Source organism: Burkholderia sp. AU4i, from assembly GCF_000466765.1.
In the GTDB taxonomy this organism is placed as follows: domain Bacteria; phylum Pseudomonadota; class Gammaproteobacteria; order Burkholderiales; family Burkholderiaceae; genus Burkholderia; species Burkholderia cepacia.
Genome location: NZ_ASSI01000081.1, coordinates 23,418 through 50,368 on the forward strand (window position 1 = coordinate 23,418; position 26,951 = coordinate 50,368).

Here is a 26,951-nt window from a genome sequence, read left to right on the forward strand (position 1 = left end):
TCGGCGGCTTAGCGAATTAGTGGACTCAAACATCGAATTTTAGCACGCGGGGAAGCGCGCGCCCGTGTCTCGGCCGGACGGGCACTGCGCGCCGACGGCCGGGCCCACGGGGCGAAAGCCGCCCGTGCACGGGCCCGCGCGGGTACAATCGGCGTCAACGTCCGCGCGCGTGCGCGCCCGAAGAATGTCTCGATGAACCGATTTTCCAAGCGTTTCGGCCCGCTCGCCGCCTATCGCCCGCAACCCGTGTCCGAAGTGCTCGGCCGCACCGACGCGTTCGCGGCACTGCGCGCCGGCGTCGAGCAGATCGCGTCGCTGCAGCGCGATCTTGCCGCGCTCCTGCCCGATTACCTGGCGAACCACGTCGAACCCGGCTTCGTGAAGGACGGCACCCTGACCCTCTTTGCCGCGCACAATGCGCTGGCCGCGCGGCTGCGGCAGGTCGAGCCGCGGCTGCTCGGCGATCTGCAAAAGCGCGGCTGGCCGGTCTCGACGCTGCGCGTGCGCGTGCGCCCGAAGGATGCGCCGGAGCCGCCGCACGTGAAGCAGGCGCGGATGACGTCGGTCGGCGCGGCCGCGTTGCGGGATCTGGCCGATCATCTCGAACCGTCGCCGCTGCAGGCAGCGCTTGCGCGAATGGCGGCCCGGCACGGCGCAAAGCCGCGCTGACGGCCTGCGCCGCCGGCATCGTCCGGCCAACAAAAAAGCAGCCCGAAGGCTGCTTTTTTGTTGCTTGCGCCGAACGCTGTTCAGGCGAAGGCCGTCTGCGCGTCGAACGCGAAACCCTTCGGCGCGGCTTGCGGATCGTCGAACGTGACGATCTCGTACGCATCTTCGTTCGCGAGCAGCTCGCGCAGCAGCGCGTTGTTCAGCCCATGGCCCGACTTGTACGCCGTGTACGACGCCAGCAGCGGATGGCCGATCACGTACAGGTCGCCGATCGCGTCGAGCATCTTGTGCTTCACGAACTCGTCGTCGTAGCGCAGCCCGTCGTTGTTCAGGATGCGGTACTCGTCGAGCACGATCGCATTTTCCATGCTGCCGCCGCGGGCGAGGCCCATCTCGCGCAGCATCTCGGCCTCGTGCGCGAAACCGAACGTGCGTGCGCGCGCGATCTCGCGCACATACGACGTATTCGCGAAATCGACCTCGAGCTCCTGGCCGGTCTTGTCGACGGCCGGGTGACGGAAGTCGATCGAGAATTTCAGCTTGAAGCCGAAGTACGGATCGAGACGCGCGAACTTGTCGCCGTCACGGATTTCGACCGTCTTCTTCACCTTGACGAAGCGCTTCGGCGCGTTCTGTTCCTCGATCCCTGCGGACTGGATCAGGAACACGAAGGTCGCCGCGCTGCCGTCCATGATCGGGATTTCCTCGGCCGTCACGTCGACATAGAGGTTGTCGATGCCGAGGCCGGCGCATGCCGACATCAGGTGCTCGACGGTCGACACACGCACGCCATCCTTCTGCAGCACCGACGCGAGCCGCGTATCGCCGATCGACGTCGCCGCGGCGGGAATGTCGACGGGCGTGGGAAGGTCGACGCGGGAGAACACGATGCCCGTGCCCGGTGCGGCAGGACGGAGCGTCAGCTCGATCTTGCGGCCCGAGTGGACACCGATACCCACGGTCTTCACGATGGATTTGATGGTGCGCTGCTTCAGCATGATGTTCTTCGTCGTGATTGAAGATATCAATCAGGAGTTATATTCGATAGGAGGGATTATAGCGTAATTCCCTATTCAACGCAGTTTGAAACTGCGTATCAATCTGTTTCGGCTGTTTACCCCTGCCGATACGGGACGGGCCGATGCCCGGAACGGAGGCGTTTCCGGTCATCAGCCCGTGTTACAACTGCCCTGAGGCCGGTGAGCAGCGTTGCCGGCAGGCAACGGCGCACCGCGCGATCAGGACGTCAACGTCGCGAGAACACTCGCCGCATCGCTCACTTCGAATTTGCCCGGCGCCTCGACGGCCAGCGTCTTGACCACACCGCCGTCAATCACCATCGTGTAGCGCAGGGAACGAATCCCCATGCCACGCGCGGACAAATCCTGTGTCAGCCCCAGCGCATGAGTGAAAGCCGCGCTGCCGTCCGCCATCATGCGCACCTTGCCCGCGGTGTGCAGATCACGTCCCCATGCGCCCATCACGAATGCGTCGTTGACGGACACGCACCAGATCTCGTCGATACCCGCCGCGCGCAGTTGCTCGGCGTGTTCGACGTAGCCCGGCACATGCTGCGCCGAACAGGTCGGCGTGAAAGCGCCCGGCAATCCGAAGATCACCACCCGCTTTCCCGCAACCTGATCGCGCACGCTGCAGGCGTTCGGCCCCAGCGTGCACCCTTCGCGCGCGTCGTCGATGTACTCGAACAGTTGCGCGTCGGGCAGCGCGTCGCCCACTTGAATCATGGCTGGTCCCTCATAGCGATACGGTTTTTCAGCGTGTCGCGGACAGCACGGCCCATCCCGCCCCGCTTGTGCGGAGAGGGCACGTTTCCCGGCCCGGCGTCGCAGCCGACGCGGCCTGTCGTGGTCCGTAGCATCCGTCACGCCGGCGATACCGCGGCAGTTTCGCCGCGGCTTCGCCTGTGTTTGCGTCAGTCAGCCTGCTTGCGCAGGAAAGCCGGGATGTCGTACGTGTCGACACCCTTCTCCTGCAGCGCCTGCACGTGCGATGCCGCGGTTTCACGCGAATTGCGCCACACCGCCGGCGTATCGAGTGCGCCGTAGTCGGCCGTGCTGACATGATGCGCCGGTGCATAGCCGTGCGACACCGCGCTGACCGGCTGGTTGTCCGTACCGGTGCGCAGCAGCGTCATCGGTGCCGACTGCTGCTTCTTCGCCGCACGGCCCAGACCCGTTGCCACGACCGTCACGCGCAACGCATCGCCCATCGCGTCGTCGTACACCGCACCGAAGATCACCGTCGCATCTTCCGCCGCGTAGCTCTTGATCGTGTTCATCACTTCGCGCGTTTCCGACAGGCGCAGCGAACGGCTCGACGTGATGTTGACCAGCACGCCGCGCGCGCCCGACAGATCGACGCCTTCGAGCAGCGGGCTCGCCACGGCCTGTTCCGCCGCGAGGCGCGCGCGATCGACGCCGGCGACAGTCGCCGTGCCCATCATCGCCTTGCCCTGCTCGCCCATCACCGTCTTCACGTCTTCGAAGTCGACGTTCACGAGGCCATCGACGTTGATGATTTCAGCGATGCCTGCAACCGCGTTGTTCAACACGTCGTCCGCGCACTGGAAGCACTTGTCCATCTCGGCGTCGTCGCCCATCACGTCGAACAGCTTGTCGTTCAGCACGACGATCAGCGAGTCGACGTGATCCTCCAGTTGCTGCGAACCTGCTTCAGCGACGCGCATGCGCTTGCCGCCTTCGAACTCGAACGGCTTGCTGACGACACCGACCGTCAGGATGCCCATCTCCTTCGCGATCTGCGCGACCACCGGTGCCGCGCCCGTGCCCGTGCCGCCGCCCATGCCGGCCGTGATGAACACCATGTGCGCGCCGCGCAGTGCGTCGGCGATGCGCTCACGCGCTTCTTCCGCTGCCGCACGGCCCATTTCCGGCTTCGCACCGGCGCCGAGGCCAGTGTTGCCGAGCTGGATCACCGACGATGCGCGCGAACGCGACAGCGCCTGCGCGTCCGTGTTCATCACGATGAAATCGACGCCCTGCACGCCGCGGTTGATCATGTGCTGGACGGCATTGCCGCCAGCGCCGCCAACGCCGACCACCTTGATGATGGTGCCGTTGGTCTCGGTTTCCAGCATTTCGAATTCCATGTTGCCTCCGTCAAGAGAAAAACTGCTAATCGGCCGTTATTCGGCAGGAGATCGGGCAACCCCCTGTCGCGCGCCAGCCGCCGGCACCAGCGCGAATTTCGAGATTCGGTTTGTCAGAAGTTGCTCAGGAACCATTCCTTCATCCGCGAGAACACCTGCCCCGCGTTGCCGGACTGCACGGCGACCTTGCGGCCGCGCATGCGCTGGGCACTCCCTTCGACGAGCAGCCCCATCGCCGTCGAGTAGCGCGGATTGCGCACGACGTCGGAGAGGCCGCCTGCATACTCCGGCGCGCCGATGCGCACCGGTTTCAGGAAAATATCTTCGCCGAGCTCGACCATGCCGGGCATCATCGACGCACCGCCGGTAATGACCACGCCGGAGCTCAGGAGTTCTTCGTAACCGGATTCGCGCACGACCTGCTGCACGAGCGAGAACAGTTCCTCGACGCGCGGCTCGATCACGGCCGCGAGCGCCTGGCGCGACAGCGTGCGCGGGCCGCGTTCGCCGAGGCCCGGCACTTCCACCATTTCGTCCGGATCGGCGAGCGCCTGCTTCGCGATCCCGTAGCCGACCTTGATGTCTTCCGCATCCGGCGTCGGCGTGCGCAGCGCCATCGCGATGTCGCTCGTGATCTGGTCGCCGGCGATCGGAATCACCGCGGTGTGGCGGATCGCGCCTTCGGCGAAGATCGCGATGTCCGTCGTGCCGCCGCCGATGTCGACCAGCACCACGCCGAGATCCTTCTCGTCTTCCGTCAGCACCGCCAGCGACGACGCGAGCGGCTGCAGGATCAGGTCGTTCACTTCCAGCCCGCAGCGGCGCACGCACTTGACGATGTTCTGCGCGGCGCTCACCGCGCCCGTCACGATGTGCACCTTCACCTCGAGGCGGATGCCGCTCATCCCGATCGGCTCGCGCACGTCCTCCTGGCCGTCGATGATGAATTCCTGCGTGAGGATGTGCAGCACCTGCTGGTCGGTCGGGATGTTGATCGCCTTCGCGGTCTCGATCACGCGCGCGACGTCGGTCTGCGTGACTTCCTTGTCCTTGATCGCGACCATCCCGCTCGAGTTGAAGCTGCGGATGTGGCTGCCGGCGATCCCCGTGAACACGTTGGTGATCTTGCAGTCGGCCATCAGCTCGGCTTCCTCGAGCGCGCGCTGGATCGACTGCACGGTGGCCTCGATGTTGACCACCACACCTTTCTTCAGACCCTTCGACTCGCTCTGGCCGAGACCGATCACCTCGTAGTGACCTTCGCCCTTCAGCTCGGCGACGATGGCCACCACCTTCGACGTGCCGATGTCGAGGGAAACCAGCAGATCCTTGTAGTCTTTGCTCATAAAGTGCTCTTGCGTGTGATCTCTCGTTACTTCTTGCGCTTGTCGGTATCGGTCAGGAACCGCATGCCTGCCGCGCGAATCGCGAATCCGTTCGGATAACGCAGGTCCGCGTACTCGATGTCGTTGCCCCAGCGCTCCGTGACCGCCGGCCAGGCGGCGACCAGACGCTGGCTCCGGTCATGCAGCGACTCGCTGTTGCGTTCCTTGCCCAGCTCGACCTGCATGCCGTTCGACAGCTTCACCGTCCACGCGTACCGCGCCGACAGCGTCACTTCTTCCGGCGCCGCCTTCAGCGGCGCAAACCATTTCCCGAAGTCGCGGTACCGCGTGACGACTTCCTTCGCACTGCCCTCCGGGCCGTCGAACGCCGGCAGTTCCTGATCCAGCTCGCCCTGGTTCGCGGTGAACAGCTCGCCGTCGACGCTCACGAGCTGGTCGCTGCCCCAGGTCCCGAGCGGTTTGTACTCCTCGAGCGTGACAGCCAGCGCATTCGGCCACACCCGGCGCACGCTCGCATGGCGCACCCAGGGCATCTGCTCGAACGCGGCGCGCGCGGCGTCGAGATCGACCGTGAAGAAATTGCCCTTCAGCCGGCCGACCACGCCCGCGCGCACCGTCGGCGAATTGATGTGCTCGGTGTCGCCGTCGATCCGGATTTCCCGCAACGCGAACGTCGGGCGCTGGATCAGCCAGTAGCAACCGGCCGCCGCCAACACGAGCAGCAGCAGCGCGTACAGCGCGCTGGCGGCAAGGTTGAGTTGGCGAACGTTGTTCCACATACGTCGTTCCGTTCCTGCGTCAGTCGTTGAGCGTGAGCGACAGCACCTTCACGACCAGCTCCGAATAGCTGATGCCGACCGCGCGCGCGGCCTTCGGCGGCAGCGAGTGGTCGGTCATGCCCGGCGCGGTGTTCACTTCCAGGAAGTACGCATTCCCATCGGCGTCGAGCATGAAATCCGCGCGGCCCCAGTCGGTGCAGCCGAGCACGTCGAACGCACGGCGCGCGACGCGCTTGAGCTCCGCTTCCTTGTCGGCGGGCAGCCCGCACGGGATCAGGTATTGCGTGTCGTTGGCGATGTACTTCGCGTGATAGTCGTAGAACTCGCCGGCCGGCACGATCTTGATCACCGGCAGGTCGAGATCGCCGGCGATGCATGCGGTGTATTCGCCGCCGCCTTCGATACTCTTCTCGACGATCACGATCGGGTCGTGCTTCGCGGCTTCCTCGAGCGCAGCCGGCAGCGCATCGGCCGTCTTCACCTTCAGCACCGCGACGCTCGAGCCCTCGCTCGCCGGCTTCACGAACAGCGGCAGGCCGAGCTTCGCGACGATGTCCGTCGCGCGCGCCGCGAGGTCGTCGCCGCGCAGCACCGTCTCGAACGGCGGCGTCGGCACGCCCGTCTGCTGCCAGACGAGCTTCGTGCGGAACTTGTCGAGGCCGAGCGCCGACCCGAGCACACCGCTGCCCGTGTAACGGATCCCGTAGAAATCGAGCGCGCCCTGGATCTGGCCGTTCTCGCCGTAACCGCCGTGCAGCGCGTTGAACGCACGCACGAACCCTTCGTCCTTCAGCGCCGCCAGCGGGCGCTCGGCCGGGTCGAACAGGTGCGCGTCGATGCCTGCGTCGCGCAGGCCCTGCAGCACGAGCTGGCCGGACGTGAGCGAAACCTCGCGCTCCGAGGACTCGCCGCCGAACAACACCGCCACCTTGCCGAAACGTTTCGGATCAATCCCGCTCATGTCATGCCTTCTGTTGAGTGTGCTGCGCGACCTTCGCCGGCACGCCGCCGATCGAACCCGCGCCCATCGTGATCACCACGTCGCCGTTCTGCGCGACCTTCGCCAATGCGTCCGGCACGTCGTCGACCGTCGCGACGAACACCGGGTCAACCTTTCCTGCCCCGCGCAACGCGCGCGACAGCGCTTCGCCGTTGGCGGTCGAGATCGCGGCCTCGCCGGCCGCGTAGACTTCCGTCAGCACCAGCGCATCGACCGTCGACAGCACGTTGACGAAATCGTCGAAGCAATCGCGCGTGCGCGTGTAGCGGTGCGGCTGGAACGCCAGCACGAGGCGACGCCCCGGGAACGCGCCGCGCGCGGCCGCGATCGTCGCGGCCATCTCGACCGGGTGATGGCCGTAGTCGTCGATCAGCGTGTACTGGCCGCCGTCCGCGGTCGGCACCTCGCCGTAGCGCTGGAAACGCCGGCCGACGCCGTTGAATTCGGCCAGCGCCTGCTGGATCGCGTCATCCGTCACGCCGAGGTCGGTTGCGATCGCGATCGCCGCGAGCGCGTTCTGCACGTTGTGCAGGCCCGGCATGTTCAGTACGACCGCAAGCGGCGCGCGACCTTCGCGGATCACCGTGAAGTGCATCCGGCCATCGCGCGCGTCGATGTCTTCCGCGCGCACCTGCGCGTCCGGCGACAGCCCGTAGCGCACGACCGGCTTCGAGATGAACGGGATGATCTGCCGCACGTTCGGATCGTCGACGCACACGACCGCGCTGCCGTAGAACGGCAGGCGCTGCGTGAATTCGATGAACGCCTGCTTGAGCCGCGCGAAATCGTGGCCGTAGGTGTCCATGTGGTCGGCATCGATGTTCGTGATGACTTCGATCACCGGATACAGGTTCAGGAACGACGCGTCCGACTCGTCGGCCTCGGCGACGATGAAGTCGCCCGTGCCGAGCCGCGCGTTCGCGCCGGCGCTGATCAGCCGGCCGCCGATCACGAAAGTCGGGTCGAGGCCGCCCGCGGCGAGCACGCTCGCGACGAGGCTCGTCGTGGTGGTCTTGCCGTGCGTGCCGGCGATCGCGATGCCCTGCTTCAGGCGCATCAATTCCGCCAGCATCACCGCGCGCTGCACGATCGGCACGCGCTTCGCGCGCGCGGCCAGCACTTCCGGGTTGTCCGAGCGCACGGCCGTCGATACGACGACCGCGTTCGCGCCCTCGATGTTCGCCGCGTCGTGGCCGATCGCGATCCGTGCGCCGAGCGCCTGGAGACGATCGGTCACCGCGTTGCGCGAGAGATCCGAGCCGCTGACCTCGTAGCCGAGGTTGACGAGCACTTCGGCGATGCCGCTCATGCCCGCGCCGCCGATCCCGACGAAATGAATGTGTTTGACGATGTGTTTCATTGCAATATTTCCAGGTTCGCGCCGGCCGCCTTCGCGCACACGCGCGCGACTTCGTCGGTGGCTTCGGGCTTCGCCAGCGAGCGCGAACGTTCCGCCATGTCCGCGAGCGATGCCCGCGACTGGCCGCGCAGCCAGTCGGCGAGCAGTTCCGCCGACAGGTCGCGTTGTTGCACCAGCACGGCCGCGCCTGCATCGGCGAGGAACGCGGCGTTGCTCGTCTGGTGATCGTCGACTGCGTACGGGAACGGCACGAACAGCGCCGCCACGCCCACCGCCGCGATCTCCGACACCGTCATCGCGCCCGACCGGCAGATCACGAGATCCGCCGCCGCATACGCGGCCGCCATGTCGTCGATGAACGGCACGAGCCGCACGTCTTCGCCGGCCGCGAAACCGGCCGCTTCGTAATTCGCCTTCAGCGCGTCGATGTGCTTCGCGCCGGCCTGATGCACGATGCGCGGGCGTTCACCCGGCGTCAGCATCGCCAGCGCGCGCGGCACGACTTCGTTCAGCGCGGCCGCACCAAGGCTGCCGCCGACGACCAGCACGTTCAGCGGGCCGCTGCGCGATGCGTAGCGTGCTTTGGGCGCTTCGGTGCCGGCAAGTTCCGCGCGAATCGGGTTACCGGTCCATTCCGCGTGCGGCAGCGCGCCGGGGAACGCGACGAGCACGCGTTTCGCGAATTTCGCGAGCACCTTGTTCGTCAGGCCCGCGATCGAATTCTGTTCATGCAGCACGAGCGGACGCCCCGACAGCGCCGTCATCACACCCGCCGGGAACGTGATGTAGCCGCCCATCCCGAGCACGACGTCGGGCCGCACGCGGCGCAGCGCGGCGAGGCTCTGCCCGCATGCGCGCAGCAGGTTGAACGGCAGCGTCAGCTTGGTCTTCAGGCCCTTGCCGCGCAGCCCGCCGAACCGCACGTATTCCATCGGAATGCCGTGCTTCGGCACGAGCGTCGCTTCCATCCCGGCCGGATTGCCGAGCCACACGACGCGCCAGCCCGCCGCCTCCATCCGGTGCGCGACCGCGAGCCCCGGGAACACATGGCCCCCGGTGCCGCCTGCCATCACCATCAGCGTGCGTTGCGACGCGGTCATACCTTCCCTCCGCGCATCAGCACCCGGTTCTCGTAGTCCACCCGCAGCAGCACCGCGAGCGCCACGCAGTTCAGCAGAATGCCGGAGCCGCCGTAGCTCACGAGCGGCAGCGTCAGGCCCTTGGTCGGCAGCAGCCCGAGGTTCACGCCCATGTTGATGAAGGTCTGCGCGCCGAACCAGATGCCGATGCCCTTCGCCATCAGGCCCGCGAACGTGCGATCGAGCGCGAGCGCCTGACGGCCGATCTCGAACGCGCGGCGCACGATCCAGTAGAACAGCAGGATCACGACCAGCACGCCGACGAAACCGAGTTCCTCGCCGATCACCGCGAGGATGAAGTCGGTATGCGCTTCCGGCAGGTAGTTCAGCTTCTCGACGCTGCCGCCGAGGCCGACACCGAACCACTCGCCGCGTCCGAACGCGATCAGCGAGTGCGTGAGCTGGTATGCCTTGCCCTGCGCGTAGCGCTCGTCCCACGGATCGAGGTACGCGAAGATCCGCTCGCGACGCCACGGCGACAGCCACACGAGCATCGTGAAGGTGCCGACCGCCGTCGCGACGAGGCCGCCGAACAGCTTGCCGTTCACGCCGCCGAGGAACAGCACGCCCATCGCGATCGCCGCGACGACCATGAATGCACCCATGTCCGGCTCGAGCAGCAGCAGCGCACCGACCAGGCCGACCGCGAACGCCATCGGCAGGAAGCCCTTCGCGAAGCTCTGCATGTATTCCTGCTTGCGCACCGTGTAGTTCGCCGCGTAGATCGTCACCGCGAGCTTCATGATTTCCGACGGCTGCATGTTCGTGATGCCGAGCGGAATCCAGCGGCGCGCGCCGTTCACGCCCTTGCCGACGTGCGGGATCAGCACGATCACGAGGCCGACCAGCGCGATCAGGAAGAGATGCGGCGCGTATTTGTCCCACGTCGACACGGGCACCCGGAACGCGATCACCGCCGCGATGAACGCGACGACGAGCGACACGCAGTGGCGCATCAGGAACGCGTAATCGTGATACGCCGCATATTTCGGCGAATCGGGCATCGCGATCGACGCCGAATACACCATCACGACACCGAGCCCGAGCAGCGCGATCGCGACCCACAGCAGCGAGTAGTCGAAGTCGAGCATCCGCGAACGGCTCGGGCGCACGCCGTTGACGACGCTCGCGAGGCCGCCGGTCGCGGCGCGCGTGGCCGACGCGACGCGGCCGCCCGCGGCATTGCCGCCGGTGTCGCGCCTATCGTTGAAACGGGAGACGAGGCGATCGGACCAGCTCATGGCGTCGCTCCTTTGTCGATGGCGATTTCGTCGACCGCCGCGCGGAACACATCCGCGCGATGGGCGTAGTTCCTGAACATGTCGAGGCTCGCGCATGCCGGCGACAGCAACACCGCATCGCCCGGCTCGGCGAGGTCGGCCGCCGCGTGCACCGCGCCTTCGAGCGTCGCGTGGTCGGCAAGCGGCACGCCCGTTTCGGCGAGCGTGTCGCGGATCGCCGGCGCGTCACGGCCGATCAGCATCACCGCGCGGCACCAGCGCGCGACCGGCGCGACCAGCGGCGCGAAGTCCTGGCCCTTGCCGTCCCCGCCCGCGATCAGCACGATCTTCTGGGCGAGCCCGTCGAGCGCGGCAACCGTCGCGCCGACGTTCGTGCCCTTGCTGTCGTCGACGTAGTCCACGTCGTCGATCGTCGCGATCACTTCGACGCGATGCGCTTCGCCGCGGTACTCGCGCAGCGCGTGCAGCAGCGGCGCGGCCGGCAGGTCGATCGCGCGTGCGAGCGCGAACGCGGCCAGCGCGTTCGCCGCGTTGTGCAGCCCGCGGATACGCAGTGCGTCGGCCGGCATCAGGCGCTTCTGCGCGATGTCGGGCGTGTGCGCGGCATCGCGCTTGCGCCGGCGGCTCGTCGTCGCCGCTTCGTCCGGTGCATCGCGATCGACGGCTTCCACCAGCCACGCGATGCCGTTGTCGCGCGACAGCCCGTAGTCGCCGTCCTGCACCGGTTCGTTCAGGCCGAACGTGACCGTACGCGGCGCGTCGGCCGCGCCGGCTGCCGGCGCGAACTTCATCACGGCCGCATCGTCGCGGTTCAGCACGCGCGTCGTCGTCGCGCCGAAGATCCGGCCCTTTGCCTGCGCGTACGCTTCGAAGCTGCCGTGCCAGTCGAGGTGGTCCTGCGTGATGTTCAGGATCGCGGCCGCATCGGGCGCGAACGTGCGCGCGGTCTCGAGCTGGAAACTCGACAGTTCGAGCACCCATACGTCCGGCAGCGCGGTTTCGTCGATCGCGCCGGCGAGCCGGTCGAGCATCGCCGGGCTGATGTTGCCCGCGACAGCGACCTTCTTGCCCGAGCGCTGGCACAGCAGGCCCGTGAGGCTCGTCGTCGTGGTCTTGCCGTTGGTGCCCGTGATCGCGAGCACCTTCGGCTGATAGCCGCTCGTGCCGAGCGCACGCAGCGCCTGCGCAAAGAATTCCAGCTCGCCCCACACCGCGACGCCGCGCTCGTTCGCGGCCGCGACCAGCGCCGCGAGCGCCGGTTCGAGCGGCGACAGCCCGGGGCTCAGCCCGACGAGCTCGATGCCGCCGTCGAGCAGCGCAGGCGTGAACGCCCCGCCGACGAATTCCGCATCGATGCCTTCGGCCTGCAGCGCGGCAAGGTTCGGCGGCGCCTCGCGGGTATCGGCAATGCGCAGCCGGCACCCGTGCCTCGCGCACCATCGCGCGATCGCGAGACCCGATTCCCCGAGCCCCAGTACGAGCACCATCGGCCGTTGCCGATCTCCAAACATCTCGCCAGACATCCTTGTTACCTTTCCTTTACCGCAGCTTGAGGGTGGTCAGACCGAACAGGCACAGCATCAGCGTGATGATCCAGAAACGCACGACCACCTGCGTTTCCTTCCAGCCGGACAATTCGAAATGGTGATGCAGCGGCGCCATCTTCAGCAGGCGCCGCCCTTCGCCGTAGCGCTTTTTCGTGTACTTGAACCACGACACCTGCAGCATCACCGACAGCGTTTCCGCGACGAAGATGCCGCCCATGATGAACAGCACGATTTCCTGGCGCACGATCACCGCGACCGTCCCGAGCGCGCCGCCGAGCGCCAGCGCGCCGACGTCGCCCATGAACACCTGCGCGGGGTGCGTGTTGTACCAGAGGAACGCGAGCCCTGCCCCGCCCATCGCGGAACAGAAGATCAGCAGTTCGCCCGCGCCCGGGATATGCGGGAACAACAGGTATTTTGAATAGACCGCGCTGCCCATCACGTACGCGAACACACCCAGCGACGCGCCGACCAGCACGACCGGCATGATCACGAGGCCGTCGAGGCCGTCGGTCAGGTTCACCGCGTTGCTCGCGCCGACGATCACGAAGTACGTCAGCACGATGAAGCCCCACACGCCGAGCGGATAACTGATCGACTTCAGGAACGGCAGCATCAGGTCGGCGCGTGCCGGCAGCCCCATCGACAGGCCGCTCCTCACCCACGCCATGAACAGGTCGAACACGCGCACGTTGTTCGCCTCGGACACGCTGAAGGCGAGGTAGACGGCCGCGAACAGCCCGATCACCGATTGCCAGAAATACTTCTCGCGCGACGACATCCCGCGCGGGTCCTTGTGGACGACCTTGCGGTAATCGTCGACCCAGCCGATCACGCCGAAACCGAACGTGACGAGCATCACGATCCAGATGAAACGGTTCGTCAGGTCGCCCCACAGCAGCGTCGCGACCGCGATGCCGATCAGGATCAGCACGCCGCCCATCGTCGGCGTGCCGGACTTGACGAGGTGTGTCTGCGGGCCGTCCTTGCGCACGGCCTGACCGACCTTCATTTGCGTCAGCTTGCGGATCACCCACGGTCCGCACACGAGCCCGATCCCCAGCGCGGTGATGGTGGCCATCACCGCCCGGAACGTGAGGTACGTGAACAAGCGCAAAAAGCTTGCGTCTCCTTGCAGCCATTGCGCCAGCGCCAGCAGCATGCTTCCTTCCTTCTACTCAGTGTGCCGCGGGCGCCGTGCCCGCCGCGGGTTGGTTCGTCAGCGCGTCGACCACGCGCTCCATCTTCATGTACCGCGAGCCCTTCACGAGCAGCGTCGCCTGCGCGCCGTAACCGGCCGCGAGCAGCGCCGCCACAAGCGCGCCGACGTCGTCGAAGTGGCGTGCCGTGTCGCCGTACGCCGTGCACGCATCACGCGATGCGTCGCCGAGCGCGAACAGCGCGTTGATCCCGCGCTCGCGCGCGTATGCACCGACCTCGCGATGAAAAGCCGGCCCTTCGTCACCGACCTCGCCCATGTCGCCGATCACCAGCACGCGCGGCGCCGGTTGCGTGGCGAGCACGTCGATCGCGGCACGCATCGAATCGGGATTCGCGTTGTACGTATCGTCGACGACCGTCGCACCCGCGAGACTGCCCGCGATTGCCTGCTTCACCTGCAGCCGGCCCTTGACCGGCTCGAACGATTCGAGACCCTGCTTGATCGCCGACAGCGCGACGCCGGCACCCAGCGCCGCGGCCGTGGCGGCCAGCGCGTTGCGCGCGTTGTGCTCGCCGAGCGCGCGCAGCCGCACCGTGACGGCGCCCGCGGGCGTATCGATCACGAGTTCGCCGCCGTGAAGACGGCCCGTGACCTGCGCGTCGTTCTGCCGTTCGGCGTCGTGCAGCGCGAAATCGAGGATCCGGTTGCCGGTGGCCGCGACGCGCCAGATGCCCGCATACGCGTCGTCGGCCGGGAACACCGCAACGCCGTCCGGCGGGAGCGCGTGAATCACGGCCGCATGTTCGAGCGCGACCGCTTCGACCGTCGCCATGAACTCCTGGTGCTCGCGCTGCGCGTTGTTGACGAGCGCGACCGTCGGCGCCGTGAGACGCGCGAGGACTTCGGTCTCGCCCGGATGGTTCATCCCGATCTCGATCACCGCGAGACGATGTGTGGACGACAGGCGCAGCAGCGTCAGCGGCAGGCCGACGTCGTTGTTCAGGTTGCCGGCCGTCGCGAGCCGCGCGTCGGCGCCGACCGCCGCCGCGAAGATCGACGCGATCATTTCCTTGACGGTCGTCTTGCCGTTGCTGCCCGTCACCGCGACGAGCGGCAGCGCGAATCGTTTGCGCCAGCCATGTGCCAGTGCGCCGAGCGCGACACGTGTTTCGCCGCCTTCGATCGCCGGCATCGTGACGCCCGCCGGCACGTGCGCGACGAGCGCAGCAGCCGCACCGCGCGCAGCGACATCGCCAAGGAAGTCGTGCGCGTCGAAGCGCTCGCCTTTCAGTGCGACGAACAGGTCGCCGGGGCCGACGGTGCGGCTGTCCGTCGACACGCGGTCGAACGTGACGCCCGCATCGCCATGGACGGTTGCACCGGGAATCAGGCGAGCGGCTTCGCCGAGACTGAGCATCGTCATTCGGCGCCTCCCTTGCCGTGTGTCGCGCGCGCTGCCAGCGCGAGCCGCGCGTGATCCTGGTCGGAGAACGTACGCTTCTTGCCCATGATTTCCTGCGTGGCCTCGTGGCCCTTGCCGGCCAGCACGACGACATCCTCGCGTGCGGCGCCGCGCACGGCCTGCAGGATCGCGCTCGCGCGATCCTCGATACGACGTGCGTGATCGGCCGCGGTCATGCCCGCGACGATCTGGTCGATGATGCGCTGCGGATCCTCGCTGCGCGGGTTGTCGCTCGTGACGACGGTTTCATCGGCGAGCCGCTCCGCGATCGCGCCCATCAGCGGGCGCTTCGTCGCATCGCGATCGCCGCCGCAGCCGAACATGCAGACGAGCCGGCCGCCGCGCGCCGTGGCGATCGGGCGCAGCGCGTCGAGCGTCTTTTCGAGCGCGTCGGGCGTGTGTGCATAGTCGATCACGACGAGCGGTTCGTCGTTCTGCAGCCGGCCGCCGAGCCGCTGCATCCGTCCGTTGACGGACTCGAGCCGCGCGATCTCGGCGAGCGCCGCGTCGAACGGCAGGTCGGCCGCGAGCAGCGAGCCGAGCACCGCGAGCAGGTTGCTGACGTTGAACGTGCCGAGCGTGCCGACCTCGACGTCCGCCTCACCCCACGACGAACGCAGGTGGAACGCCGTGCCGGTCGCGGTGGCGCGCACGTCGAGCGCGACCAGTTCGCGATCGGCGTCAGGCGCCGGTGCGTCGCCGATCCCGTACGCGATCGTGCGCACGCGGCCGGCGAGCTTCTCGAGCAGGCGCCGACCGGCTGCATCGTCGCGGTTGACGACTGCCGCGCGCAGGCCGCGCCACGCGAACAGCTTCGCCTTCGCGGCCTCGTACGCATCGAACGTGCCGTGATAGTCGAGGTGATCCTGCGTGAGGTTCGTAAACACCGCGATGTCGAAACCCGTACCATTCACGCGCCCCTGGTGCAGCGCGTGCGACGACACTTCCATCGCCACGGCCTTCGCGCCCGCGTCGCGCAACTGCGCGAGACTGCGCTGCAGTTGCGGCGCATCGGGCGTCGTGAACCCCGTCGGCACGAGCTGGCCGGGCATCCCGGTGCCGAGCGTGCCGATCACCGCGCACGGCTGGTGCAGCGCCGTCAGCGCGGCGGCGATCCATTGCGTACACGAAGTTTTGCCGTTCGTGCCGGTCACGCCCACCGCAAGCAGGCTGTCGCTCGGATTGCCGTACCAGCCGCTGGCGATCTCGCCGGCGAGCTGGTCGAGCGCCGGCACGGCCAGCGCAACGGGCACCGCCGGCGCCGCGGCCAGCCCTTCCGGCTGATACAGTACGGCGGCCGCGCCGCGCGCGACGGCATCGACAATGAAAGCGCGGTTGTCGGCCCCGTCGACCGCATAGGCAAAAAACACGTCGCCGGCCTTGAGGCTGCGCGTGTCGGCATGCAGTTGCGCTGCGGGGGCCACATGCTGATGCAGCCACGCAAGCGCGGCTGCGATCTGCTGATGCGCCGGATGGGAACTGCGAGCGGCGCTCATCGAACAACTCCTGGTGAATTACGCGTCGTGCTGGACACGATCATATGCTTCGCGCCGCCACCCGCGGCCAGCTTTTGCGGCCCCGGTGCGGAAGGTGCTGCCGGCGAATCGTCAGACACGACAAGCTGCTTGATCGGCATGTTCGGCGGCACGTTCAGCGCACGCATCGTGTCACCGGCGATCGCCGAGAAGACGGGGCCGGACACCTGGCCGCCGAAGTGGCTTCCGGCGGTCGGCTCGTCGACCGACACCGCGACGACAATGCGCGGATTCGGCATCGGCGCCATCCCGACGAACGATGCGCGGTACTTGCGCGTGTAGCCGTGCCCCTCATGCTTGTACGCGGTGCCGCTCTTGCCGCCGACGCGATAACCCGGCACGGCCGCATCGGGCGACGTGCCGCCCGGCGCCACCACCGTTTCCAGCATCGCGCGCACTTCGCGCGCGGTGGTCGGGTTGAATACCTGCGTGCCCACGACCGGCTGATTGGGGTCGGTCTTGAAAATGGTCACGGGCATCAGCTCGCCGTCATGCGCGATCGCCGTGTATGCGCGCGCAAGCTGGAACAGCGACACCGACAGGCCGTAGCCGTACGACATCGTCGCCTGCTCGATGCGACGCCAGCTCTTCCACGGACGCAGGCGGCCGGCCACCGCGCCCGGGAACCCGACCTTCGGCGCCTGGCCGAGGCCGATGCTCGTATACATATTCCACATTTCCTCGGGCCGCATCGTCATCGCGATCTTCGTCGCGCCGATGTTGCTCGACTTCTGGATCACGCCGCCGACCGTCAGCGTGCCGAAACCCGCGTCGTCGGTGATCGGTGCGCCGTCGAGCACGAAATGCCCGTTGCCCGTCTCGACGAGCGTGTTCGGCGTCACGCGGTGCAGGTCGAGCGCGAGCGACACCGTAAACGGCTTCATGATCGAGCCCGGCTCGAACACGTCGGTCATGATCCGGTTGCGCAACTGCTCGCCCGTCATGCGTGAGCGATCGTTCGGGTTGTACGTCGGGTAGTTGACGAGCGCGAGCACCTCGCCGGTGCGCACGTCGACGACCATGGCCGCGCCGGCCTTTGCCTTGAACTTCTCGACGGCGGCCTTCAGGTTCGCGTACGCGATGTACTGGATCTTGCTGTCGATCGACAGGTCCACGTCGGTGCCGTTGTGCGGCGGGATCTGCTCGGCGACGTCCTCGACGATGTGCCCCAGCCGGTCCTTGATCACGCGACGCACGCCCGACGTACCGGACAGCATCTTCTGGTCGCCGAGCTCGACGCCCTCCTGCCCTTCGTCCTCGACGTTCGTGAAGCCGATCAGGTGAGCGGTGATCTCGCCTTCCGGATAGAAGCGCTTGTATTCGTTGCGCTGATAGATACCGGGAATGTCGAGCGCGGCGACCTTGTCCGCGACGTCGATCGGCACCTGGCGCTTAACGTAGACGAAACCCTTGTCTTCCGACAGCTTCACGCGCAGTTCCTTCGACGTCATGCCGAGGAGCTTGCCGAGCTGGTTGACCTTGTCGGCATCGAGATCGTCCGGCACCGCGTCGGGAATCGCCCAGATCGCGCGCACGGGCAGGCTCGTCGCGAGCACGAGCCCGTTACGGTCGAGAATCTTGCCGCGCGTCGCCGGCAGCTCGAGCGTGCGCTGGTAGCGGCTTTCGCCCTGCTTCTGGTAGAACGCGTTGCCGGGCCCCTGGATCCAGAACGCGCGCGCGGCCAGCGCGACGAACGCCATGAACAGCAGGAACACGACCAGCTTCGAGCGCCACATCGGCAGATGCACGCCCAGCACCGGGCTCGACGAGAACTTCACGTTCTGGCGCTTCTGGGACGGCTTCATCGCGCGCCTCCCTTGCCCTTGCCGGCCGTGTCCGCCGAAGCCGGGATCGGCGCGTCGATCGCCTTCGCCGCACCCGGCGGCAGCGTCAGGTATTGCGTGCGGCCGGTCGAGATCGGCTGCATCTTCAGCGAATCGTTCGCAAGCTGCTCGATGCGCGACGTCTTCGACAGCGCGCTCTGCTGATATTGAAGCTGCGCATAGTCCTGCTGGAGCTGACGCTCCTGCGACTGCGCGCGCTGCAGCTGGATGAAGATCTGGCGCTGCTGGTTCGTCGAATTGACGACCGACAGCGCGCAGCCCATCACGATGATCAGCAGGAAGATATTGAAGCGGCTCATGGCGTGACGCGCTCCGCAATGCGCATCACGGCCGAGCGGGCGCGCGGGTTCGCGGCGACTTCCGCTTCGCTCGGAAACTGGCGGCTGATGATCTTGAGCGGCGGGCTCGGGAGATCGACGGCGCGGATCGGCAGGCGACGATCGACCGCAGGCGCACTCGCGTGCGCCTGCATGAATCGCTTGACGATCCGGTCCTCGAGTGAATGAAAGCTGATGACCACCAGCCGCCCCCCTTGCTCCAGCAACGACAGTGCCGCGTCTAGTACGACTTGCAGGTCCGCAAGCTCTTGATTGACGTGAATCCGTATAGCCTGAAAGGTGCGGGTTGCCGGATCCTTGCCCTTCTCACGGGTTTTGACGACGTGACCCACGATTTGGGCAAGCTCGCCCGTGGTGTCGAGAGGCCCAAGACGGTCGGACTCTGCCCGGCGAGCAACAAGCGCCTTTGCAATCTGAAAAGCAAACCGTTCTTCCCCATAATCCCGTATCACCTCCGTCAATTCCTGCACCGAAGCCCGTGCGAGCCATTCCGCCGCCGACTCGCCGCGCGTCGGATCCATCCGCATGTCCAGCGGGCCATCGGCGCGGAAGCTGAAGCCACGCGCCGGATCGTCCACCTGCGGCGAGGACACGCCCAGGTCCAGCAACACACCCGACACCTTCTCGATGCCGCGCGCCGCAAGCGCGTCGCGCATCGATGCAAAGCTGTCATGCACGATCGAGAAGCGCGCATCCTCGATGCCCTGCGCCGTCTCGATCGCTCGCGGGTCCTTGTCGAACGCAATCAGCCGCCCGGCCGTCGCCAGCCGCGCGAGCACCGCGCGGCTATGACCGCCGCGCCCGAACGTGCCGTCGACATAAACGCCGTCCGGCCGCGTCACGAGCGACTCGACCGCTTCGTCCAACAGCACCGTCCGATGCCGCAATTCGTTTCCCATCGCGGGCGTCTCCGTCACCGCAATCAGAACGTGAAATTCTTCAGCGCGTCGGGCATGCCCTGCGCCATCGCCGCCTGCTCCTTCGCGTTGTAGGTCTGCGAATCCCACAGCTCGAAGTGACTACCCATTCCCAACAACATGACTTCCTTTTCCAGTCCAGCTGCCATGCGCAGCTCGGGCGATACAAGAATCCGGCCGGCGCTGTCGAGATCGACGTCCATCGCATTGCCGAGAAAAATGCGCCGCCACCAGTGCGCGTCCATCGGCAGCGCGGCGATCTTGGCGCGGAATACTTCCCATTCGGGGCGCGGAAACAGCAACAGGCAGCCGTCCGGGTGCTTGGTCACAGTCACCCGTCCTTCTGCCTGTCCTTGCAGCGCTTCGCGATAGCGAGCCGGCACCGACATCCGCCCTTTCGCATCGAGCGTCAGCGCCGACGCCCCTTGGAACACTTTCCGCTCTCCCGTTCAGGGCACCGAAGCACCCGCTCAATGCTGAGAATTTAGCCGGAATAGCCCGCCAAATCACACAAAAATACACTTTCTCACACTGTCTCCCACTTTAGAGGAAGGGTGTGGCACGGTCAAGGGAGCGGCCCGCTTTTTTGACGAATTTTGTTAGTTAGAACAAGGACTTACGCGCACATGCTCATGCGCCCCCTCATTCCAAAAACCGTTATAAATGAATGAGCTAGTGCAACTTGTGAAGGTGATACGTGAGAAAGACGGGCCAGACGGGTGTGCGGAAGGGGCTTTCGGGGGCGGGAAAACGAGGAATAAACGGGCGGTATCAGCGGCGGGGAACCGGGGCGACGTCACGCATCGCCCCGATGCGAATCTCACAGATAGTACGCAGTGCTCGTCATGACTTTCGACGCGGCGCGCATCAGCATTCGCGCGGGCAGCGGCAGTTCGATCCCGCCTGCGTCGGCGGCGGCCTTGCCGTGCTTCACCTCGTCGATACGCATCTGGTCGACGATCGCGCGCGACGCGGTATCGGACGCCGGCAACTCGGACATATGGCCTTCGAGATGGCTCTCGACCTGCCGTTCGGTCTCGGCCATGAAGCCGAGACTGACCTTGTCGCCGAGCGCGCCAGCCGCCACGCCGATCGCGAGCGAACCCGCATACCAGAGCGGGTTCAACAGGCTCGGGCGCGAGTCGAGCTCTTTCAGGCGGTGTGCGGTCCACGCGAGGTGATCCTCCTCCTCGCGCGCGGCTTCCTCGAACATCGCCTTCGCGGATGCCGTGCGCGCGGTGAGCTTCTGCGCCTGGTACAGCGCCTGAGCGCAGACCTCGCCGACGTGGTTCACGCGCATCAGCCCGGCGGCATGCGTACGCTCCGCGGGCGTCAATTCGACGGCGGGCGCCTCGGCCGGCGCGGGCACCGGCCGGCTCATCCGGCTAATGCCCGTCAGCGACCGCAGGCCGCGATCGAATTCGCTGATCAGTTCATCAAACACCATCCTGTTTCTCCTGGCTGCATGTGCCGCCGCGAGCGGCAAGGGCACGAGTCCGCTGCGTAACCGACTTGATTATTCAGCGGAAATTGCGGTTAACCCGTGATTTTAACCATTGTTGCATAAAGGAAACATGGCGGCCTTGAGCTGCGGCATTTCGCTTTGTGGCAAAAACCGGTTTTGCTACATTACGTGCGACTTCTTGCGAAGTTGATGGGGCCCGTCGACAGAACATAACTATCCGCCCCGCCAGAAAAATTCAGTGATTTTTGGAGATCCGTTAATGAAAAAGTCGCTTCTCGCGCTCGTCGCGCTGGGCGCGTTCGCTGGCGCTGCCCATGCGCAAAGCAGCGTGACGCTTTACGGCATCATCGATGAAGGCCTGCTCTTCAACAACAATGCGGGCGGCAAGCACCTGTACAGCATGGCCAGCGGCGTGATGCAAGGCAGCCGCTTCGGCCTGCGCGGCACCGAAGACCTCGGTGGCGGCCTGAAGGCAATCTTCACCCTCGAAAACGGTTTCGACGTGAACAGCGGCAAGCTCGGTCAGGGCGGCCTGATGTTCGGTCGTCAGGCTTACGTCGGCCTGTCGAGCCAGTACGGTACGGTCACGCTGGGTCGTCAATACGACTCCGTCGTCGACTTCGTCGGCCCGCTCGAGGCAGGCGACCAGTGGGGCGGCTACATCGCCGCTCACCCGGGCGACCTCGACAACTTCAACAACGCCTATCGCGTGAACAACGCGGTCAAGTTCACGAGCCAGACCTACGGCGGCTTCTCGTTCGGCGGCCTGTACAGCTTCGGCGGTCAGGCAGGCCAGTTCTCGAAGAACCAGGTCTGGTCGCTCGGCGCAGGCTACAACAACGGCCCGCTGGTCTTGGGCGTCGGTTACTTGAACGCACGTACGCCGAACCAGTTCGGTGGCATGTTCAACAACGGTTCCGCGTCTTCGTCGGTCTCGTCGCCGATCTACGGCGCGTACGCGAACAACGCGAACACGTACCAGGTCATCGGTGCAGGCGGCGCATACACGTTCGGCGCAGCAACGATCGGCGCGACGTACTCGAACACGAAGTTCAAGGGCTTCTCGGCAGGCCCGTTCGTGAACCAGACCGCGACGTTCAACAACGGCGAAATCAACTTCAAGTATCAGCTGACCCCGGCGCTGATTCTCGGCGCGGCGTACGACTACACGCAAGGCAGCAAGATCGACGGCAACTCGGCAGCCAAGTACCACCAGGGCTCGCTGGGCGTCGACTACTTCCTGTCGAAGCGCACCGACGTCTACGTGATCGGCGTGTACCAGCACGCATCGGGCAACGTGCTCGATTCGAACGGCAACGTCCTGAAGGCAACGGCAGCGATCAACGGCCTGGCCGGGTCGAGCACCAGCAACCAGGTCGCGGCACGCGTCGGCATCCGTCACAAGTTCTAATCAGCTTGCCTGACAAGCCGCAGCATATTGAAGGCGCCTCCGGGCGCCTTTTTCTTTTGCGGTGCAGAACGGCAAAGCCGGAGTGCGGCGAATCGCACCGGGCGTTGCGCGCTTGTCGTGGGGGCCATGCCGCCTGCCTTTGCGGCCATCGAAACGCGCGGCCGCCGCCGCAAGCCCATTCCGGAGACAGCGTCGTAAGGAGACAAACCTCCTCGGGGCCGCACTGCAAACAAAAAGGCCTGGCATGTGCCGGGCCTTTTCCTTTGATCGACCGCGCCGTTACGCGCGTCCGTCGCGCAATTCGCGCCGCAGGATCTTGCCGACGTTCGTTTTCGGCAGCTCCGTACGGAACTCGACCAGCTTCGGCCGCTTGTAGCCGGTGAGGCGCTCCTTGCAGTAGGCGAGGATGTCCTTGTCGGTGAGCGCCGGGTCCTTCTTCACGACGAACAGCTTCACGGCTTCGCCGGAATGCTCGTCGGGCACGCCGACCGCCGCCACCTCGAACACGCCCGGATGCGACGCCACCACGTCCTCGACTTCGTTCGGGTACACGTTGAAGCCCGATACGAGAATCATGTCCTTCTTCCGGTCGACGATCTTCACGTAACCGCGCGCATCCATCACGCCGACGTCGCCCGTCTTGAAGAAGCCGTCCGCGAACATGACCTTCGCTGTCTCGTCCGGCCGGTTCCAGTAGCCGGCCATCACCTGCGGCCCGCGGATACAAATCTCGCCGGGTTCGCCGAGCGCGACGTCGTTGCCGGCATCGTCGCGAATCGCCACTTCGGTCGACGGCAGCGGCAGGCCGATCGTCCCGCTGTATTCGGTCGCCGTCACCGGGTTGCAGGTCGCGACCGGCGACGTTTCGGACAGCCCGTAGCCTTCGATGATCGCCGTATGGGTCTTTTCATACCAGCGTTTCGCGACGCCTTCCTGGATCGCCATGCCGCCGCCGTTGGCGATCACGAGCTTCGACAGGTCGAGCTGATTGAATTCGGGGTGGTTCAGCAGTGCGTTATACAGCGTGTTGACCGCCGGGATCGTCGAGATCTGGTAACCCTTCAGTTCCTTGATCATGCCGGCGATGTCGCGCGGGTTCGGGATCAGGATGCCCATGCCCCCGGTACGCATCGTCAGGAAACCGCAGACGGTCAGCGCGAACACGTGATACAGCGGCAGCGCGACAACGGTCACGAACTGTTTCACCTCCGGGAACTTCTCATGAGCCGGATGGTGCCAGGCGCCGGCCTGCAGCACGTTCGACACGATGTTCCGGTGCAGCAGCGTCGCCCCCTTTGCCACGCCTGTCGTCCCGCCCGTGTATTGCAGGAACGCGACGTCATCGGGGCCGATCTTCTGTGCCTTGAATGCCTGCCGCGCGCCTTCCGACAGCGCGGCCTTGAAGCGCGTGAACGACGGCAGTTGCCAGGCCGGCACCATCTTCTTCACGTTGCGCACGACGTAGTTGACGAGCCATCCCTTGATGCCCAGCAGATCGCCCATCGACGCGACGACGACGTGCTTGACGCTCGTATTCGCGATGACAGCCTGCAGCGTCGACGCGAAATTCTCGAGGATGACGATCGCCTCCGCACCGCTGTCCTTCAGCTGATGTTCGAGCTCGCGTGGCGTGTAGAGCGGATTGACGTTGACGACGGTGTAGCCCGCACGCAGTACCGCGGCGATCGCCACCGGATACTGCAGCACGTTCGGCATCATGATCGCAACGCGTGCTCCGCGTGCTAGACCGCGCGATTGCAGCCAGGCGCCGAACTGGCGCGACAGCTTGTCGAGTTCGCCGTACGTGATGCCCTTGCCCATGCAGACGAACGCCGTGCGGTCGCGGTACTGGCGAAAGCTTTCGTCGAGCAGGTCTGGAACGGAGGGATAAGGAGACGCGTCAATTTCGGCTGGAACGCCGGGTGGGTACGATTTCAGCCAAATTTTGTTCATACTGCGCGTCTCCTCACGGATTTTCGAATGATCGTGCTAAAACGCATCGTAACGGCTCGCCCGTCCCGATACAACAGGGTTAGATGTCCACTTCGAACTTCCGTGGAGATTCGTCGGATGATACGGTGATATTCGGTCAAATGCGTTCTACTTCCACAAGGCAATCGTAAAACGTCGCCGAATTGCCGAGATCGGTGAGCGCCTGGCTCGTCACTTCGTTCGCGTTCCTGCCGTCCGGCGACAGCTTCTTCCACCAGATCGACAGCCCGACGACGAGCCCTGCACGTGCACGATCGGTAATTCTCGCGAGCGCCTGCATCGATCCGCGGTCGTTGAAGATGCGAACGAGATCGCCCTCCGCGATGCCCCGTGCATCGGCATCCGACGGGTGAATGTCGAGATGCGGCTCGCCTTCGGTATGACGCAGGCTGTCGACGTTCACGAACGTGCTGTTCAGGAAGTGGCGGGCCGGCGGCGAAATCATCGCGAGCGGATAGCGCGCCGCGAGCTCGGGTGCCGCCTCGGCCGATTCGAACGGCGGCAGGTAGTCGGGCACTGGGTCAACACCCATCTGCTCGAGCCGCGGGCTGTAGAACTCGCACTTGCCGGATGGTGTACGAAAACCGCCGTTCGCGAACGGCGCCTCCGGCAGCTTGAGTTTCAGCCAGCCGTCGCGCTTCAGCGTGTCCCAGTCGCTGTCGAGTGCCGGATCGTCCCAGCGGAGGGCCGCACGCGCGACCTCTTCGTCACTGTGATAGAGCGCGGGCTCGTCCAGCCCCATGCTGCGCGCGATCCCGCGGAAGATCTCCGTATTCGGCCGCGCGTCCCCCACCGGAGGAATCGACGGCAGGTTCGCCATCACGTAGGTGTGGCCGTACGATTTGTGGACGTCCAGATGCTCGAGTTGCGTGGTTGCCGGCAGCACAATGTCGGCGAAATCGACGGTATCTGTCTTGAAATGCTCGAGAACAACCGTGAACAGGTCGTCGCGTGCGAACCCCGCCGCGACTTTCGAGGAATCAGGCGCGACCGCCACCGGATTCGAGTTGTACACGATCACCGCTTCGACCTTCGGTCCGAAGGTGGCATCGCCCGAATGCAACAGCGCGTCGCCGATCGCGTTCATGTTGATGATGCGCGGAAGCTTGTGCGGCCAGCCCGGCATCAAGTCCGGGCGCAGCAGCGCAGCCTGGTTCACCGGCGCGGATTCCGACGACGAGAGCAACAGCCCACCGGCCCGATCGCGCCATGCACCCGTCAGCGCCGGCAGGCTTGCGATCGCGCGTACCGCGTTGCCACCGCCGCGGACGCGCTGCATGCCGTAGTTCAGGCGGATCGATGCCTTCCGGGTAGCGCCGTAACGACGCGCAAGATCGATCAACTCCGACGCGTCGATGCCGCAGATCTGCGCGACACGATCCGGCGGATAGGACATCGCCCGTTCCTTGAGTGCGTCGAAACCGAGCGTATGGCTGGCGATGTAGTCGTGATCGAGCAGGTCTTCGGTAATCAGCACGTGCATCATGCCGAGTGCGAACGCGCCATCGGTGCCCGGTTTCAACGCAATATGCTGATGACACTTCTCCGCTGTCAGCGAACGGTACGGATCGATGGCGACAAGACGGGCGCCTCGGCGCTTCGCTTCCTGCGCACGCGTCCAGAAGTGCAGACTCGACGCGATCGGGTTCGCCCCCCATATCAGAATCAGTTCGCTTTCCTCGAAATGCTCGAGATGCATACCGAGACTGCCACCATATGTGTACCGTAACCCCGCAGCACCGGCCGCCGCGCAGATCGCGCGCTCGAGCCGCGAGGCGCCCAGTTTGTGGAAGAACCGCTGGGCGATGCCCTCCCCTTGCACGAGCCCCATCGTCCCCGCATAGCTGTACGGCACGATCGCTTCCGGGGCGCGCGCCGCAATTTCACCGAGACGACGGCCGATCTCGTCGAACGCCTCGTCCCAACTGATCGGTACGAAATGCCCTTCCCCTTTGGCGCCGATGCGCTTGAGCGGAACGGTGAGGCGATCGGGATGATGAACACGCTCGGCGTATCGGCTGACCTTCGTGCACAACACGCCTTGTGTCGGCGGATGATCGGGATCGCCCGTGACCTTGATCGCCTTGCCGTTCTCGACGGTCACGCGCATTGCACACGTGTCCGGACAATCATGCGGGCAAACGGCCCGGGTTACCTGAATCGCGGCGTTCATCGTTTTGAGTGCATAGATGGGGTTCGCAAATTTTACGTGGACGCGCCGAATAAAGCGTTCATTTCGTTCGGATTCTGGGTTATCTGACCAAAAAGCGATTGGAGGAAGCCAGGGTAGTTTCGGTTGCACCACGCGTCATCTGCGGGGGAGGCTTGTATGGCCCGTCCGATATGCGTTGTCGACGATGGAGGGCAGAACGTGCACGACGTCGCTAGCCGGTACACGGAGAGGAGGGAGCTGGGATTTTGATCGGAGATACGATCAATAGATCGGGGAATCACGAATGATACCGGTCATTTCGAAAAACCGGGCATTGCGATTGGGGGCACCTGGGAGGAGTAATGTGAAAGTTCCGGCCATGCCACCGATCCCGATCACTCACGCATTTCCGCCGCGCCAATGCAAAAACCCCCGCCTTGTCGGGCGGGGGTTTCTGGCTTA

Annotated in this window: 22 protein-coding genes; 2 read left to right on the top strand and 20 right to left on the bottom strand. The window is 65.7% G+C overall.

Translation table 11 applies throughout. The features are described from left to right. Positions 1-192: 192 nt before the first annotated feature. A complete protein-coding gene (locus L810_RS19080) occupies positions 193-669 on the top strand; it encodes a DUF721 domain-containing protein (RefSeq protein ID WP_021159908.1) in 477 nt (158 codons plus the stop codon). Positions 670-749: 80 nt separating this feature from the next. On the opposite strand, the gene lpxC is transcribed toward L810_RS19080, so the two are convergent. The 18 genes from lpxC to coq7 form a co-directional block, all read right to left on the bottom strand. Next, on the bottom strand, positions 750-1,667 hold the full coding sequence (lpxC, locus tag L810_RS19085) for a UDP-3-O-acyl-N-acetylglucosamine deacetylase (RefSeq protein WP_027788449.1): 918 nt from the start codon (positions 1,665-1,667) through the stop codon (positions 750-752). Positions 1,668-1,907: 240 nt separating this feature from the next. Next, positions 1,908-2,414 carry a peroxiredoxin gene (locus L810_RS19090; RefSeq protein ID WP_021159910.1) on the bottom strand — a complete coding sequence of 169 codons (507 nt, stop codon included), beginning with the start codon at positions 2,412-2,414 and terminating at the stop codon, positions 1,908-1,910. 188 nt (positions 2,415-2,602) lie between these two features. Next, on the bottom strand, positions 2,603-3,799 hold the full coding sequence (gene ftsZ / locus L810_RS19095; RefSeq protein WP_021159911.1) for a cell division protein FtsZ: 1,197 nt from the start codon (positions 3,797-3,799) through the stop codon (positions 2,603-2,605). 113 nt (positions 3,800-3,912) lie between these two features. Next, positions 3,913-5,145 (bottom strand): cell division protein FtsA, encoded by a 1,233-nt coding sequence (gene ftsA, locus L810_RS19100; protein WP_006487138.1) that lies wholly within the window; start codon positions 5,143-5,145, stop codon positions 3,913-3,915. Between the two features lie 26 nt (positions 5,146-5,171). Beyond that, positions 5,172-5,924, bottom strand: a complete 753-nt coding sequence (locus L810_RS19105; RefSeq protein WP_021159912.1) for a cell division protein FtsQ/DivIB — start codon at positions 5,922-5,924, stop codon at positions 5,172-5,174. A 19-nt stretch (positions 5,925-5,943) separates the two neighbouring features. Next, positions 5,944-6,885 carry a D-alanine--D-alanine ligase gene (locus tag L810_RS19110; protein ID WP_021159913.1) on the bottom strand — a complete coding sequence of 314 codons (942 nt, stop codon included), beginning with the start codon at positions 6,883-6,885 and terminating at the stop codon, positions 5,944-5,946. A gap of 1 nt (position 6,886) precedes the next feature. Beyond that, a complete protein-coding gene (gene murC, locus L810_RS19115) occupies positions 6,887-8,284 on the bottom strand; it encodes a UDP-N-acetylmuramate--L-alanine ligase (RefSeq protein ID WP_021159914.1) in 1,398 nt (465 codons plus the stop codon). Beyond that, entirely contained in the window at positions 8,281-9,384 is a 1,104-nt protein-coding gene (gene murG / locus L810_RS19120) for an undecaprenyldiphospho-muramoylpentapeptide beta-N-acetylglucosaminyltransferase (RefSeq protein WP_021159915.1), read from the bottom strand. The genes murC and murG overlap by 4 nt, the downstream gene beginning before the upstream one ends. After that, a complete protein-coding gene (gene ftsW, locus L810_RS19125) occupies positions 9,381-10,664 on the bottom strand; it encodes a putative lipid II flippase FtsW (protein ID WP_021159916.1) in 1,284 nt (427 codons plus the stop codon). The genes murG and ftsW overlap by 4 nt, the downstream gene beginning before the upstream one ends. Next, positions 10,661-12,175, bottom strand: a complete 1,515-nt coding sequence (gene murD, locus L810_RS19130) for a UDP-N-acetylmuramoyl-L-alanine--D-glutamate ligase (protein WP_021159917.1) — start codon at positions 12,173-12,175, stop codon at positions 10,661-10,663. The genes ftsW and murD overlap by 4 nt, the downstream gene beginning before the upstream one ends. A 28-nt stretch (positions 12,176-12,203) precedes the next feature. Further along, on the bottom strand, positions 12,204-13,373 hold the full coding sequence (gene mraY / locus L810_RS19135) for a phospho-N-acetylmuramoyl-pentapeptide-transferase (RefSeq protein WP_006477019.1): 1,170 nt from the start codon (positions 13,371-13,373) through the stop codon (positions 12,204-12,206). Positions 13,374-13,389: 16 nt separating this feature from the next. Continuing rightward, a complete protein-coding gene (locus L810_RS19140) occupies positions 13,390-14,796 on the bottom strand; it encodes a UDP-N-acetylmuramoyl-tripeptide--D-alanyl-D-alanine ligase (RefSeq protein ID WP_042975356.1) in 1,407 nt (468 codons plus the stop codon). Next, entirely contained in the window at positions 14,793-16,331 is a 1,539-nt protein-coding gene (locus tag L810_RS19145; RefSeq protein ID WP_042975357.1) for a UDP-N-acetylmuramoyl-L-alanyl-D-glutamate--2,6-diaminopimelate ligase, read from the bottom strand. Before L810_RS19145 ends, L810_RS19140 begins: the two co-directional genes overlap by 4 nt. Beyond that, positions 16,328-18,175, bottom strand: a complete 1,848-nt coding sequence (locus tag L810_RS19150; RefSeq protein ID WP_021159918.1) for a peptidoglycan D,D-transpeptidase FtsI family protein — start codon at positions 18,173-18,175, stop codon at positions 16,328-16,330. Before L810_RS19150 ends, L810_RS19145 begins: the two co-directional genes overlap by 4 nt. Then, positions 18,172-18,513 (bottom strand): cell division protein FtsL, encoded by a 342-nt coding sequence (ftsL, locus tag L810_RS19155; protein ID WP_021159919.1) that lies wholly within the window; start codon positions 18,511-18,513, stop codon positions 18,172-18,174. Before ftsL ends, L810_RS19150 begins: the two co-directional genes overlap by 4 nt. After that, positions 18,510-19,451 (bottom strand): 16S rRNA (cytosine(1402)-N(4))-methyltransferase RsmH, encoded by a 942-nt coding sequence (rsmH, locus tag L810_RS19160; protein ID WP_021159920.1) that lies wholly within the window; start codon positions 19,449-19,451, stop codon positions 18,510-18,512. The genes ftsL and rsmH overlap by 4 nt, the downstream gene beginning before the upstream one ends. A 23-nt stretch (positions 19,452-19,474) precedes the next feature. Continuing rightward, complete coding sequence (gene mraZ, locus L810_RS19165; protein WP_006487094.1) at positions 19,475-19,903, bottom strand: division/cell wall cluster transcriptional repressor MraZ; 429 nt, start codon at positions 19,901-19,903, stop codon at positions 19,475-19,477. Positions 19,904-20,289: 386 nt separating this feature from the next. Beyond that, positions 20,290-20,916 (bottom strand): 2-polyprenyl-3-methyl-6-methoxy-1,4-benzoquinone monooxygenase, encoded by a 627-nt coding sequence (gene coq7 / locus L810_RS19170; RefSeq protein ID WP_021159921.1) that lies wholly within the window; start codon positions 20,914-20,916, stop codon positions 20,290-20,292. Between the two features lie 277 nt (positions 20,917-21,193). On the opposite strand from coq7, the gene L810_RS19175 reads away from it, so the two are divergent. After that, positions 21,194-22,345: a porin gene (locus tag L810_RS19175; RefSeq protein WP_021159922.1), complete on the top strand. Its 1,152-nt coding sequence runs from the start codon at positions 21,194-21,196 to the stop codon at positions 22,343-22,345. A gap of 279 nt (positions 22,346-22,624) precedes the next feature. Here L810_RS19175 and L810_RS19180 read toward each other — a convergent pair whose 3' ends face one another. Both L810_RS19180 and L810_RS19185 read right to left on the bottom strand, forming a co-directional pair. Further along, positions 22,625-24,298 (bottom strand): long-chain fatty acid--CoA ligase, encoded by a 1,674-nt coding sequence (locus tag L810_RS19180; protein WP_021159923.1) that lies wholly within the window; start codon positions 24,296-24,298, stop codon positions 22,625-22,627. 136 nt (positions 24,299-24,434) lie between these two features. After that, positions 24,435-26,510 (bottom strand): molybdopterin-containing oxidoreductase family protein, encoded by a 2,076-nt coding sequence (locus tag L810_RS19185; RefSeq protein WP_042975358.1) that lies wholly within the window; start codon positions 26,508-26,510, stop codon positions 24,435-24,437. Positions 26,511-26,951 lie beyond the last annotated feature (441 nt).